This is a genomic window from Thalassotalea marina (assembly GCF_014656435.1).
Classification (GTDB): Bacteria; Pseudomonadota; Gammaproteobacteria; order Enterobacterales; family Alteromonadaceae; genus Thalassotalea_C; species Thalassotalea_C marina.
In genome coordinates this window covers 60,096-75,107 of record NZ_BNCK01000011.1, presented here as the reverse complement: position 1 = coordinate 75,107, position 15,012 = coordinate 60,096, and the positions used below count along the sequence as shown (strand labels likewise).

Annotated in this window: 10 protein-coding genes; 6 read left to right on the top strand and 4 right to left on the bottom strand. The window is 38.9% G+C overall.

Features of this window, described 5'->3' with window-relative positions; genetic code table 11:
* Positions 1-19 precede the first annotated feature (19 nt).
* Positions 20-589, top strand: coding sequence for a PepSY-associated TM helix domain-containing protein (locus IE199_RS19635; RefSeq protein WP_189774104.1), 570 nt, complete (start codon positions 20-22; stop codon positions 587-589).
* Here IE199_RS19635 and IE199_RS19630 read toward each other — a convergent pair.
* Entirely contained in the window at positions 586-1,515 is a 930-nt protein-coding gene (locus IE199_RS19630; RefSeq protein ID WP_189774102.1) for a LysR family transcriptional regulator, read from the bottom strand. The genes IE199_RS19635 and IE199_RS19630 overlap by 4 nt on opposite strands.
* Positions 1,516-1,673: 158 nt before the next feature.
* On the opposite strand from IE199_RS19630, the gene IE199_RS19625 reads away from it, so the two are divergent.
* Positions 1,674-2,624, top strand: coding sequence for an NADP-dependent oxidoreductase (locus IE199_RS19625; protein WP_189774100.1), 951 nt, complete (start codon positions 1,674-1,676; stop codon positions 2,622-2,624).
* 100 nt (positions 2,625-2,724) lie between these two features.
* Here the strand turns inward: IE199_RS19625 and IE199_RS19620 are convergent, their stop codons facing one another.
* Positions 2,725-3,432 carry a hypothetical protein gene (locus IE199_RS19620; protein ID WP_189774098.1) on the bottom strand — a complete coding sequence of 236 codons (708 nt, stop codon included), beginning with the start codon at positions 3,430-3,432 and terminating at the stop codon, positions 2,725-2,727.
* Positions 3,433-3,768: 336 nt separating this feature from the next.
* Positions 3,769-4,446 (bottom strand): PEP-CTERM sorting domain-containing protein, encoded by a 678-nt coding sequence (locus tag IE199_RS19615; protein WP_189774096.1) that lies wholly within the window; start codon positions 4,444-4,446, stop codon positions 3,769-3,771.
* A gap of 607 nt (positions 4,447-5,053) precedes the next feature.
* Here IE199_RS19615 and IE199_RS19610 point away from each other — a divergent pair.
* From IE199_RS19610 to IE199_RS19595, 4 genes are all read left to right on the top strand, one after another.
* Positions 5,054-9,436 (top strand): hybrid sensor histidine kinase/response regulator transcription factor, encoded by a 4,383-nt coding sequence (locus tag IE199_RS19610; RefSeq protein ID WP_189774094.1) that lies wholly within the window; start codon positions 5,054-5,056, stop codon positions 9,434-9,436.
* Between the two features lie 148 nt (positions 9,437-9,584).
* A complete protein-coding gene (locus IE199_RS19605) occupies positions 9,585-11,072 on the top strand; it encodes a M20/M25/M40 family metallo-hydrolase (protein WP_189774092.1) in 1,488 nt (495 codons plus the stop codon).
* Between the two features lie 174 nt (positions 11,073-11,246).
* Positions 11,247-11,453: a hypothetical protein gene (locus IE199_RS19600; RefSeq protein ID WP_189774090.1), complete on the top strand. Its 207-nt coding sequence runs from the start codon at positions 11,247-11,249 to the stop codon at positions 11,451-11,453.
* Positions 11,454-11,689: 236 nt separating this feature from the next.
* Positions 11,690-13,483: a putative bifunctional diguanylate cyclase/phosphodiesterase gene (locus IE199_RS19595; protein ID WP_189774088.1), complete on the top strand. Its 1,794-nt coding sequence runs from the start codon at positions 11,690-11,692 to the stop codon at positions 13,481-13,483.
* Positions 13,484-13,503: 20 nt separating this feature from the next.
* Here the strand turns inward: IE199_RS19595 and IE199_RS19590 are convergent, their stop codons facing one another.
* Positions 13,504-14,871, bottom strand: a complete 1,368-nt coding sequence (locus IE199_RS19590) for an alkaline phosphatase PhoX (RefSeq protein ID WP_189774086.1) — start codon at positions 14,869-14,871, stop codon at positions 13,504-13,506.
* Positions 14,872-15,012: the final 141 nt, after the last annotated feature.

The following is a 15,012-nucleotide window of genomic DNA, read 5'->3' as shown; positions in this document are numbered from 1 at the left end:
TGTTAGATTATTTGTCGTTATGTTTAAAAACGTTAATTGGTTTAAGTTAAACCGCAGTTTACACCGAGATATTGGTTATTTTTGTGTTGGTGTGACATTAATTTTTGCCATATCGGGTATTGCGTTAAATCATGTTGAGGACTGGAACCCAAACTATCAAGTGATACACAACACTCAAACAATACCAGCACTGAAACAAATGGTTGAACGAGACAGCTTTGAAACCGATTTACTGATTAGTTTGCAGCTTAATAGCAAAATTAAAGCGCGTTTTTGGCAATCCCCGAGCCAATTAAAACTGTTTACCACCAACGAGCAAACCTTGATGCTCAACCTTGACAGTAATCAAGTGATTATAGAGCAAATCAAACCTAGGCCCATTCTACGCAGTTTAAACTTCTTGCACTTAAACGAAGCGAGAAAAGCCTGGACCTACTTTTCAGATCTGTATGCCGTTATGCTGATCTTCCTTGCGTTATCAGCGCTATTTATGATCAAGGGGAAAAAAGGGGTATGGGGACCTAGAGCGATTATTGTTGTCGCTGGTTTCGCCGCTCCCCTTGCTTTTATTTTCTATTACGCTAGCTAAATCAAATGACTGGTAGCATCAATTAACGGTGCAACTTCTTGTTGCACCACATCGAGCACTTGCTGTCTCAACCAACTGTGTGCATCATCTCGTTGCTGACGTACATGCCAAGTCATAGAAATCGGCGCAGGTGATAAATCAAAAGGCAAAGGTTTTGCAATAAGCTGTCCTTGCTCAAGCTGTTTCATGATTAACGGTAAGGGTATGGTGGTAATAAGGTCGGTTTGGGTTAGGATTTTTGCCATATTGGCGCAATGATTTACTGTCATAGCAATACGACGGCTTGTACCAATTTGTGCCAAATACCGATCTACACTACCTTTTGCATCTCCTGATAAAGACATTAATAAATGTTGTGCTTGGCAAAAATAGTCTAAGGTTAATGCCTTTTGCGCTAATGCGTGTTGAGGCCGCATCGCACAAACAAAATGGTTATTGAACAATAGCTTGCTATGTATATGTTCATTAGCCCCTTCGAAATAATCAAGCACCATATCAACATCTGCATTTAATAATAATTTTTCACCGTTTACTTGATACGGCACCGCATGCAAATTAACCAGGGGTGCGTGTTGCTCAATGCGTTGTCGCAGTGGCAACCAGAATAAGTCAGTCATCCAATCGGTACTGGCAATTCGAAACGTTCGAGCAAGCTGACGAATATCAGACTTCGTTATTTGAGCAGCGTGGCGAATATCAATTAATGGTTGGCGCACTTTTAACCACATGTTTTCAGCAAAGGGCGTTGGCTTTATTCCCCTGCCTTCTTTGACAAAAATAGGGTCTTGCCATACATGTCGCATTCGAGAAATAGCATTTGAGACTGAAGGTTGTGTCATGGCCAATCGATGAGACGCTTTAGTGACAGAGCGTTCTTGCATAATCACATCAAAAATGACCATTAGATTTAAATCACTTAACGCCATAATTTGTCTTTATCTTAGTTCCTTGCTCAATAACACCTAACAAACACATTGATTTTAACAATATATTTCATACCAACCATCAATTAGACCATATCAATTATTTATAGAAAAATACACACATAAACTTAAAAAACAGAACGAAAATAAGGAATTAAATCATGCAAGCAGCATATATTGAGCAATACGGTAATGAAGACAATTTAATCATTGGCCAACGTCCGTTACCTGAGATAGCCGACAATCAAGTATTAATTAAAGTTCACGCCAGCGCAGTAAACCCAGTGGATTGGATGGTTCGTGAAGGCTTTTTTAAGCAGCACAATGTACACACCTTGCCGTTGATTTTAGGCTGGGATGTAGCTGGAGAGATTGCCCAATTAGGCCAAGAGGTGAAACATTTAAAAATAGGACAAGCAGTATTTGCTTACACGCCTATTTTAAAACAAGGCGGCTACGCACAATACATTGCAGTTGATGCTGAGTTGGTTGCCAATAAACCACAATCTTTGGACTTGATAACATCAGCTGCGGTACCACTTGCAGCAACCACCGCTTGGCAAGCATTAACCAAGGCAGGTCAGTTAAAACAAGGCGACCGTATCTTAATTCATAATGCAAGCGGCGGCGTGGGTATGTTTGCTGTGCAAATGGCTAAGGCATTAGGTGCTTATGTTATTGGCACAGCATCAAAAGCCAGCCAAGCTTTTGTTGAGTCACTGGGTGTCGATGAGTTTATTGACTATCAAACGGAAGATTTTACAGAGAAACTATCAGAACTTGATTTTGTATTAGCCGCCGTAGGAGGCAATCAGGTAGTTGAGCGCTCTCTAAATGTAGTGAAAAAAGGTGGTTACCTTATTTCATTGTTGGATGAAATACCCGATGAATTAGCTTCTAGCCATCAAGTTATTTACCAACGTTTGTGGGTCACACCGGACGCTAATGACCTAACAACGATTGCCAACTTAATTGATAATGGCAAAATAAAAGTAGTCATTGATTCTACTTATCCACTTGAAGAGATAAAACAAGCACATCAACGTAGCCAAAGTAAACGTGCAAAAGGCAAGATTTTACTGCGCGTATCTCATCATAACAATGGTGATTAGTGATAAACCTTTTATCGGTTTACATATTGTAAAGGCCAGTAGCTTTACTCTACCGGCCTCATTAGGTGCTCTATATTCTTCAATTAAGTGAACTAGGCATCTACACTTGATGATTAGCGATAAAAGCCGACAACTTTCTTATAACAAATATTACGATAAGCGATAAGAAGATCAGGAATAAACTACTAGGCTCAGAGACTAAATAAGGCTCAGTTATTGAACCGGCAGCTATGCTCTTATTTGCCTCTGACTGGTAGGCATAAGCAGCTATCTCCAACCTGGTGCCATTGGAATCAACCGCAGTTTTATTAATTAATAGCCATGCATAATGCGAGTTGTTATTACGCTCAAATTGCACTCCAATGAGTGCTTCTCTTTGCTGACCATCAAAAAAGTGCCTTTTGGCATTCCATAAAGCTTTAGTTTCGTTTATCACTTCGCCTTGATTTAACAGACGTAGCTCACCTTCATTACTTGTTAAAAAGCGTGTTTTCCCGCTGGGTAAACCATGAAGTTGCCAGCGACTTTTTCCCCCAGTAGTTGTTAATGAACATGTAGCTTCATTTGCACAGTTTGAAATATCAAAAGTGGCATAGTGTGCCAGCGTTAAGTCGACCTGGCCGTCTTGGTCAATATCAACGGGCAAAATGATTGATTGTTCTTCCCCCGACATAGATGCTAGTGGAATATGAAGCGAAATAGCCTGTCCACTATGGACAACTTTAGCATACGACACCATTGGGGAAAGTAACCATACAATTACTATAATGAGATATTTTAATACCTGCTTACCAAGCAGTTTGTTCATATACCTATCCTTGTGTTTTGACAATGCTTGTTTGTTATATGAGGTAAAGGCACACATTAACGGTTATTACTAACCGCTAATGTGCTTGACCCTTAATACAATGCACTAAAGGCCTGCTTGCTTTTACTAACGCCAAAAGTTTACTTCAGCTGTTCACTAAACAACCGACAAAACGCGCAAAACTTACCGTCAAAACACGCAACAGGGTTAATTTTCTAGTGTGGTATAAGTTTAAATAATACAAATAAAAATGCCGCTTACACCAAGGTGTAAGCGGCTAGCTACTATAAATAGTAAGCTATAAAGAGAACTGTTACATTCAGTTATGGTATTACATTATTTTACAGCACTTTTTCTGCGACGCATTGTCATGGCACCAGCCAAACCTAAAGCAAGTAATGCAAAACCTGTTGGTTCTGGTACTTGAGTTGCTCTAGAGAAAATAGCTTCACCAAAATACAGGTCATCTAATGCAAAATCATTACCTGCTGGTGCTGTGTTGTTATTAACAATAGAGATAGTTGCAAAATCATTAGTACCTGAGTTCCAAGTACTAAAGAAATGTTCCCACTTCCCTGTTGTAGTTGAAGCAGTTAGGTTGCCAATCGTTTCCCCATTGATACTGAATAATAATTCAGCCGGAGATGCTGGATGCCAAGAAGATAAAAAAGCACCAAAATCATATTGTGAATTCTGTTGAACAGCAATGCTACCGGTCGTCCAAATAATGGTATTTGCTCGACTTGAACCATTAACAGCTAACATATGGCCTGTTGTTGTAGCATCATTAAAATATGTATGATCACCATAGCTAGTAGCATCTGGGTGGTGTTTTTTTGGATCTGATGTAACCGCATACACGCCTTCAGGATAAAAGCCTGTCGAGCCTGTTTGAGCTAATGTTAATTCAGATAGAAACCCGTTATAACCGTTTTCAAAGTTTCCGTTTGTGATCAAATTAGCATTAGCAGAACCAAAAGCTAAACAACCAGCTAATAGGGCGATCTTTTTCATATACATATCCTTAAAAATTTCTTATGAACAAAACTTAACTAAAATACTTAATTAGTGTTTTAACTTGTTTATTTTTACTTCGTTTACGCCAACAAGATTATCAAAAAGAAAATTGGACAACCGTCAAAATGCGCACAACTTAGTGTCATTAAACGCAACAATAGAAATGCATTGATAAATGCCGTATTTTGATAAGTAATAAAAGCAATAACGCCAAATGTGATATAGCTAGATAAAACCTTGCTCATATTTGTTTTAGCCAAATCTTTTCAGCTAACCAAGCAGTACAAAGTTCAAGAATTAAGCCCGCCTAATTTGTAAGCACAAACTAACACATCTGACCTTTACATCATTTATAGTTAATTGCGCTTTTTGACAGTAAGTTTTGCGCTTTTTGACGGTTACAAATTTGTTAACATGCCATATTCATACCGCAGAATTAATTGATCAACTTTCATCAAACAAACGAAAATTAACCATATTTAACAACAATATAAAAAAACAAAACAACAACAAGCAAAAATGTTAAACTATTGTAACTTAACTTAACTTTCACTCCATCAAAAAACTTAGACATTCAATGTTAAAAAACAAAAAAGAATGCATATTGAAAGAACAATTTATTCACTTACTTTCAGTTGTTGTTATGGTGATTTTACTATTAATCAACAACCGAGCGATGGCACATGCTCACCTTAAAAAATTAGATATTGCCCTTTCGCAAAACACTGTAGGAGTAGCAGTTCAAGATCACAGTGGCGTTTTATGGTTGGGAACAGCAAATGGTGTTGACCGTTTTGATGGCTACCAACTATCAACTTATAATCAGCTTGAAAAATCCTGCCAATTGCCAAGTCGACAAGTTTTGTCGATGTTAGTTGACAACAACAATGCCCTTTGGGTTGGCACATCAAATGGCATGGCGGTTAAACAAAATAACCACAATTGTTTTAAATGGCCGACTAGTGTACAAAGTAATCAACGTATTAGTCATTTGCTTGAAGATAGCCAAGGAAGAATATGGGCGACAGGCAATGTGATTTTGTTGTCGTCAGCCGATAAGCAGTCTTTTCGACTAATTGCCGAAGCTGATATATCTTACGAAAATAGCTTAGATATCGTTGCCACCGGCGTTGAAGTTCAATCCGCCTACTCTCAAATATTCGAAGATAGCCAAGGAAGAGTTTGGTTAGTGGGCTACAATGGCCTCAGCCTTTTTAATGAAAGCTCTCAACAGTTTGATTCAATATTTTCCCCCACACTAAATGAAACTACAAAGAGAACTCATCACTTTCTTCATATTGTCGAATTTGAGCAAAAGCTTTGGCTAGCAGGTAAACAAGGAGTATTTAGTTTTGATCCAAATACTCACATTAGCAGCTATTACACGTTTTTTAAAAACGATGATCAGTTCAAAGAAAATAATTTTGTTACTCAGCTTCACATCGATAGTCAGAACAACTTATGGGTTGGTACCTTTAATGGGCTACAGAAATTTGATAACAATAAAGGAAACTTTAATTCGCTGTTATCTGCTGAGCAATTATCCAGTGACAACCAAATAAGTAATAACCGTATTGGCACTATTTTATCGTCTACCGATGGTACTTTGTGGGTGAGTGCTATAAGTGGGATTTATAACCAAGACGCTAAGAGCGGTAAATTAAAACGGGTAGAAAGTTACCAAGATGTTCATTCAAATTTAAATGGTGGCAATGTACCTAAACTATTGCTGACCCGTAGCGGTGCAATTCTAATAAAAATTGATCTCGACGGACTTTACTGGCTTACGCCCAATAACAGGCGTTTTAGTCATGTGCTTCCCAAGCAAACACATACATCTAATTTTGATAACAATATTATTAGAGCCATTTATGAAGATCCACTAACGCCTTCTACTTTATGGATAGGGCTTGATGGCGCAGGCATAAAAAAACTTACCATTAAAGAACGAGACTTTGGTTTACACTTCATCGAAGAAAGTGAACGCTTTCGTCATCATCACGCGCCTAAAGACAGTGGTCAAATTGGAGAATACATCCATGCCATAACAAGAGCTCCTGACAACACCCTTTGGGCAGCCACTAATTTTGGATTACGTGTATTTAATGAAAAGCAGAACAACTTTGTTGAAGCTAACATTATTACAGACAGCTCACATCCCAAAAATCTATTGGTTAATTCAAAAACTTACACCTTACTAAATGACGAAGAACGCAATATTTTTTGGTTTGCTGGTGATGGCTTTTTTGGCTACCAAGATTATCATGACCAAAGTAAACCTGTGATTATTTGGACAGAAGAAAATGCTCCAGCGTTAAAAGACAACGCCATTCATAAACTGTATAAAGATCAGCAAGGAAATTTATGGCTCGCAGGCACAACAGGCCTAATTCGTTTTACAACCGAGCTTCAGCATTTTCAGTCTATTGACCTAGCGAAAGCAGGTGTTAAAAGCACTGATATATGGGTACATGGTATTTGGCAAGCAAGCGAGCGCACGTTTTGGTTAGCAACTCGTGGGGGTGGTTTACTTCAGATGAGCTTAATACCACCTAACGCTAATACCAATCCTAGTCAGGCCATTGAGTGGAAACATTTTGGCCTTGCAGACGGTTTAAAAGATACCATGCTCTATTCCTTGTTAGCTGACAATGACAAGAATCTCTGGTTAACCAGCAACAAAGGTATTGCAAAATTTGATACTCAAACCACACAATTTAGTCATTACACTCCCAGCGATGGAGTACAGGGTTGGGAATTTAATTACGGTGTAGGCCATATAGGCGCCAGTGGAACCTATTATTTTGGTGGTATCAATGGCATCAACATATTTCAGCCGCAAAATGTAAAGAAAAATCTGATACCACCTATCGTTAGCTTGAAGCAGGCATTTTTACACGAACAACCTCTATCACAAATTGACGACCTAGATTTTTCTTATAAAGAGAATTACTTAACGTTTGAATTTGTTGGTATTTTTTACGCTGAACAACAAGACATTCGTTATCAATTTAAATTAACGGGTCTAGACGATGAGTGGATCAACGCGGGAAAAGAGCGAAAAGCAAGATACAACGCATTACCACCAGGGCAATATATATTCGAAGTTAAGGCGGCAAATAAAGACGGTATTTGGAGCGAGCCGACCACTTTAGCAAGTTTTACCGTGCACCCAGCCCCATGGCTTAGCCAAGAGGCCTATCTATTTTACGGTTTTTTAGTGTTTCTTATGATCTATTTTTATCATATGTGGCGTGATCGAACAGAGCAGAAACTAAAACAAAAAGTAAGCCAGGCAACCTTAGATCTTGCCAGAACAAATGAACACATTCGTCTTCAATTTCAAAGCTTTGCGCACGAAGTAAAAACCCCATTGATGTCAGTAAATAATCATTGCAATATTGCATTAAGGGAAGTGTCAAAAGCGCAGCAACTAGGAAATGATGCTCAGCAACAAATGATATTAACGAGTATTCAAGCGGCGATAAGTTCACTTGAAGATATACGAGCTGGTGTCAGACAAGAACTCAATTTAGCTGAGCTTAGAATTAAGTGCGACTATAAAACAATCGATTTACTTGTTAGTGACATAGTCAATCAAGTGCTCTCCACTAGAACAAACCGATTAGCAGAGCGAGAACTAACCATTCACTTATCCATCCCCGAACAAGCCGCTATACACTGCCAACCGGGAACGCTCGACTTAGTACTTGATAATTTACTCGACAATGCTATTGAACATACCCCAAAAAACGGGACAATTACTTTAAGTGCGATACAAAAAGAAAATGTGTGGCAGTTTTCAATTGATGACAGCGGCCCAGGGATTCCAATTAGTGCGCGCTCTCAAGTTTTTACCTGTGGTTATCGAATAAACTCTGCAAACTTCAATGCTAATCATTGTGAAGGTCGAGGCATGGGGCTTTATCTGGTGAAAGCAATTCTTGATACCTGTCAAAGCAACGTCACCTTAACCGAGAGCAAATTGGGCGGTTGCCGTTTTACTTTCGCTCTGCCAGTTGCGAAAGCTCAACCAGAGTTATTGTATTTTAATAAACTGCCAGAACCTATCAACATCGACCATATCAAAAGCGATGAGAAAAACAAAGACATGTATACAGTGTTGTTAGTGGAAGATAATGCCGATTTAAGACAGTCACTTAACTATTTGTTGAGTGAAACATATCAGATAATTCTAGCTGAAAACGCCGTACAAGGTTTTAAACTGGCAAACAAACATCAGCCAGATATTATTGTTACTGATATCAGCATGGAAACTAAAACAGCAGGTATCGATTTAGTCAGACAGTTAAAATCTGACGATTCTCTGTCACACATTCCTGTGATCGTTTGCAGCGCTTTTGGCGATACAACTACGCGGCTCGCAGCATTGGACTCTATGGCTGATATATTTTTGGATAAAAACAGTGATATAACCATGCTAGAGCGACACCTACACAATCTTTCCAGTCAAATGCGACGCGTTGAAGAAAAAGTAAAACAATCGTTAAAAGCTTCAATGACTACAGAGCGAAAAATAAAAAATACGTCTACAGAAGTTAGCCAAGAATCAGAACGTAAAACGCAATTCATAGAAACGATTAAGGCGTTGATATGCGAACATTTTACTAATTACGATATCACTGTTGAGCAACTTGCTGGTCGTTATTTAAAATGCAGTATTCGCACTGTACAGCATAATTGCCGTTTATATCTGCCACAAGAGTTAAGTGTAAAAGCATTACTTAACGGCTATAGAGGCGTAAACGCAATGATTGAGCTAATCCAGACTGAACATCAGATCAAACGTATTTGCATAGACGTTGGTTTTAACAATGAGCGTCAAATGAGTCGATGGTTTGCCACACATCTTAAAGTGACTCCCAGCCAGTTCAGAAAAGTACCTAACGAGGCAAGGTATTCTAGCGAGTTGTATATGATACTCGATTTTTTCAATATGGATTTAGCAACAAAATCAGCCGAATAGCGCGGATGTGTTCGTCACTAGCAAAATGAAAAGTGGCTAACCACATACTTGTTTAACGAATATTCTTCGAAACTATAGTGATTAAATCGAACATCATGTACATTAATGCTTTAATAACGTACAAACAAAACAATAACTAGGGATTAATATGAAGTTTCGTTCTTTATTGGCTTTTAGCATATTGTCGTTTGGATTTAGTAGCTTAGTGGCTGCCGACGAGTTCACGACAAAACAAATTGAACAAGTGAAGCAAGTGCGAGAAGCCGCACTTGAGAGTGACTTAAGTTGGCAGCTTTTATCTTCTCTGACCACAGAAGTAGGCCCAAGACTTCCGGGCACTGAAAATGACAAAAAAGCAGTTGCATGGGCGCAAGATAAATTTAAAAAACTTGGCTTTGACAAAGTTTGGATCGAAGAAGCAACTTTTCCAGAATGGCGACGTTACCATGAGTCAGCCAAAATTATCTTACCTAGTGAACAGCCTTTACATTTAACAGCGCTTGGCAATAGTGTTAGTACGCCTAAAGATGGCTTAACTGGCGAAATTGTTCTATTTGAAACCTTAGACGAATTAATTGCAGCACCAGCAAACAGCTTAAAAGGCAAAATTGCTTTTATTAACTATCGTATGAATCGTCACGTTGATGGTAATGGTTACGGTCCTGCAGTTCGAGCGCGTAATAGTGGCGCGGTTGAAGCAGCTAAAAAAGGTGCAATTGCTTACATGATGCGTTCGGTCAGTACTAGCCATCATCGTTTTGCTCATACTGGTGGCAGCCACTATAAAGAAGGGGTGACTAAAATCCCATCAACTGCAGTAGCCAATCCAGATGCAGATCAACTAGCTCGTTTGGTCGATGCTGGTCATAAGGTTAAAGTTGCATTAAATATTCAAACAGAAGATTTAGGTCAAGGAACTAGCTACAACGTCATTGGCGAATTTACTGGTACTCAGTTCCCTGAGCAATATGTGTTAATTGGCGGCCATTTAGATTCATGGGATTTAGGCACAGGCGCATTGGATGACGGTGCAGGTGTTGCCTTAACTATGGCGGCAGCAAAACACATTGCTGATGTAAAACGCCCCAAGCGTAGCATACGAGTGGTGTTATTTGCCGCCGAAGAGCTTGGCCTTTGGGGAGCTAAGGCTTACTTTGAAAAACATAAAAATGATTTAGGTAACATTGTTGCTGCTGCAGAATCTGACTTTGGTGCCGATGTTGTTTATGGTTTTGAATCACGAGTTAATGCCGCATCTCTGCCAGCAGTTCGTGAAATTGCAAAGCAATTAGCGCCGCTTAATGTCACTTATATAGGAAAAAATAGCGCTAATGGCGGTCCTGATTTAATTCCACTTAAAAATGCCACTTCAGCACCGCAATTAGCGCCGCTTAATGTCACTTATATAGGAAAAAATAGCGCTAATGGCGGTCCTGATTTAATTCCACTTAAAAATGCCACTTCAGCACCAATTTTTGCACTTCATCAAGATGGTACAGATTATTTTGATTATCACCACACGGCTGATGATACATTAGACAAAGTTGATCCTGCCAAACTTAAGCAAAATACAGCAGCCTATGCGGTATTTGCTCTAATGGCGGCTGATGCAAAAACTAAGTTGTCAGGAAAATAGGCAAGTGTGAATCACGCTTGATAACACGTCGATTTGAAAATGGCGCTTGTTTTATAACAAGCGCTTTTTATCGCCTCAAAACAAAGTTAATGATAATTATTTGCATTTAAATAAAATGACGATATACTGCCAGCACTATTTTGCTTTATCTGTTAACAAACACTTGGCTCTGTTATGCAAATTTTCAAATTTTTAATGAGTGTCTTGGCAATAACATTTTTACCGTCGGCTATGAGTGGTGCCTACGCTAGCGAAACAAACAGCATTTGGACAACTGAGATCATGTATTACATTATTTTTGATGTAGCCTTTATCTTGATCACAGTAACTGGTTTTAAATTGTATAAGTTAATGTTTATCCCTCCTAAAAAAACCTTGTAAATTGAAACTCGTATTATTTTAAGACGGCTTCAATTGTTTAAACCGTCTTAAACATGAGTTAACGCACATAAAACACATTTCATCAATTTCACCGACGATAAAAAGCGACTAAAATACCTTTTATTGATCTAGCTCAAGTTTTTTATTTTTGCGACAAGTAACATAATAGGCTTGCGCCAAAACCATTGATATTTAAAACGACACGTAACACCGAAAAAATATAGGGGATGGTGAGTTTGTACCAACAAGAGCGCTGGCTAACAAATTTAGCGCATACTGCATTTCTACTTTTATTGGCTGCCTGCAGCTTGGCTTTATTGATACGCGATCAACCACTGGGCGCGCAAGTCCTCTATTGCATTTTTTCCATATCATTAGCATTAGCTTACTTTTTAAAAAACAATAAACATTTAGCCGTTGGTTTTAGCTTCATTGGCTTTGTTGCAATTTTTTCTGTTGGGCACCTTTATATTCAGGATATAGAAGACATAGAGGAAATATATCACTTCATTCCGCTGTTATTCTTAATGATATTTCCAGGCTCCTTTATCCCGCTATTAATTGCGCTAGGACTTACCACAGCATACGGATACTCTTTAGGCCAAACACCTTTTTTTGATGTATTTGAAGATAGTTTCGAAATGGTCCTAGTGACAGCGTTTGCCTGCACCATGTCGTACTTCCATCAACAAGCTAAACGTCAAATGTTACTGTTTAGGCAAGAAAGTTATACCGATTATCTTACTGGATTAAAAAATCGCAAAAGTTACCGTGAAGCAATCGAATATTTACAATTGCAACTAGTTGATAAACCAGAGCAACAATTTGCCTTACTTTCTATCGATCTTGATGGCTTTAAAAAGATAAACGATCAGTTAGGGCACATCATGGGCGATCAAGCCTTAAAACAAGTTGCCAGAAGATTAGAGTCATTATGTGACGCAAGTGTTGAGTTATTTAGATTAAGCGGTGATGAATTTGCTTATTTGTTAGCGCCTACTACGAAGATTAAACGTACAGCTGAACATTTGGCAGAAGAGATTGTTTCATTGGCTGAACAGCCATACGAGTTAGAAAATAAGCACTATTTTATTTCCTCTAGCATTGGTATTGCCATCTTTCCAACTGACGCACAAGACAGTGAATCTTTGGCGATCAAATCTGACTTGGCTATGTATAAAGCAAAAGCTGAAGGTAAAAATACCTATGCCTTTTACCAACAGCATTTAACAGAAAAAACCATTCGTTATCATGAGCTGGAAGCCGATTTAAAACTTGCAGTGCAAAAAAACCAGTTGGTTTTACATTATCAACCTAAAGTATGTATCAATAGCAATAAAGTATTTTCGGCCGAGGCATTAATTCGTTGGCAACACCCTAAATACGGCTTTATTAGTCCATTAGAATTTATTCCTATCGCCGAGGCATCTGGTGATATTTGTGAAATTGGTTATTGGATTGCAAAGCAAGCTTGCACCGATTTTATCAAATTTAAAGCGCAGTCAGAGATGTCGAGTATTGCCATTAATGTATCAACCAAGCAACTTACTGATAGCGGCTTTATTAAAAAGCTCAACAACATCATAACGGAAGCTAATTGTATGCCGCAGTGGATAGAGTTAGAACAAACAGAAAGTGCTTTAATGGATTCACAACGAATGCATGTCAATGTGATGTCGCAGCTTAGACAATGTGGCTACAAATTGGCGCTAGATGATTTTGGTACTCATTATTCATCACTATCACAACTGACCAACCTACCCTTGCATACGTTAAAAATCGATAAAAGCTTTATCGATCACTGTACTGATAATAAAAAAGCTCACATGATCGTTCGTACGATTATTCAGTTGGCAGACAATTTAGGTTTACAAACGATTGCTGAAGGTGTGGAAACCAGTGAACAGCTTGATTTGTTGCGCTCAGAAGGTTGTGTTGCCTATCAGGGATATTACTTCTCTAAACCGCTACCAGCAGAAGATTTCGAGAAGTTACTTAGCGCTGAAAGTGCTCAGTTTGCAGAGAAATAGCAGCGAACCGATTACCAGCGCTAACTCGCTATCATATGCCACGGCCCTTTAATCGCTAATGTTTTAGTAGGCGAATAAATATTAACAAACAGCGTTGAGCCATCTGGTGAAAAACAAGCACCGGCCAACTCTGTTTGACTATGTAGCTTAGCAAAAGCATACAATTCACCTTCTGGTGTTACGCCGCGTAAATGATTGTCCACTTTATCAGTATATTGATCTTCACACACCAGCAAATGACCAAATGGCGTTACGGTTAAGTTATCACCAAAGTTAAAAAGCGTCGCGTTTTGGCTTTCCAAAAACAGCTGTAATTTTCCCGGTTGCTGTGCTTCTTGCAGTTGTCCTTCATATGTTGATGGTTGATAACGCATAATCTGTCCTAAATGCTCAAAACCACCATTGGTACAACAGAAATAAAGTTCGTTATCTCCCCAATGAATGCCCTCTCCGCGGGCGAATAACGCAGCTCCTTTTTCATGACCTTGTATTCTCAAGTCATCTTCTGGGCTCTCTGGGTTTTCAATATCAACCCATTCAGTTTCCATCCAAAAGTTTAATGGCATATTGGTCTGCAACCAATTGCGTGTATCAAATTTAGGCTTGTGCTTTATCACTAGCGCTTGAAGCCTACCACCGTGAATCAATTTACCAAATACCTTGGGAATAAATCGGTAAAACAAACTATCGCCACGATCTTCGGTTAAATACACAATACCTGTTCTTGGATCAACCACAGCAGCTTCATGATTAAAGCGCCCCATGGCTTTTAGAGGCTCTGCTGACACAATACCTTGAGCTGTAGCGGGTACTTCAAATATGTAGCCATGTTCCTTACTTATATTGCCATCTGGCGTATCAACTGACTCTTCACACGTAAGCCAGGTCCCCCAAGGCGTGGTACCACCAGCACAATTTCGTATGGTACCTACTAAACTCATAAATTGGTTTTCTACCTGGTTTTTGGCAACATCATAAACAATCGTAGATGTGCCACCAGGCAGTGCGACGCCGCTCTTATAGGTATCATACGCATGTGCAGATTTGTGTTGTTTCAGCAATGGGGATAAATCTTCAAGGTGTTTGGGGTGCAACTCGTGATTACGTACAAGCGCAACCTTGTTGTCGCCAAGCGGTAAACAGCCCATGCCATCAGCTCTATCAGGTACATCTAAGCCGTCTGACATCTTATCGCCTAACGACGAAATAATTTGATATGAAAAACCTCTTGGTAAATCTAACAGCTTATTTTTGTCGCTAACTAATGGTCCAAATCCCTTGTGAGTTTTCATTGGTTTATCAACAAACTTAGTACCAAGATAGCTTACGGCCAATCCACTAAATGCTATTGTCCCTGCCCCCACCATAAACTTTCGTCTACTGACCATTTTTATCCCTTTATCAATATAAATAATAAATCTTTCAAAGATTATCATATCAAGATGTCAAATTGATTAAATAAGGATTTGGACTATTGGTTTAAAACTAAAGACGCTTTGATACCCGCACTTAAATCATTAACTCTACTA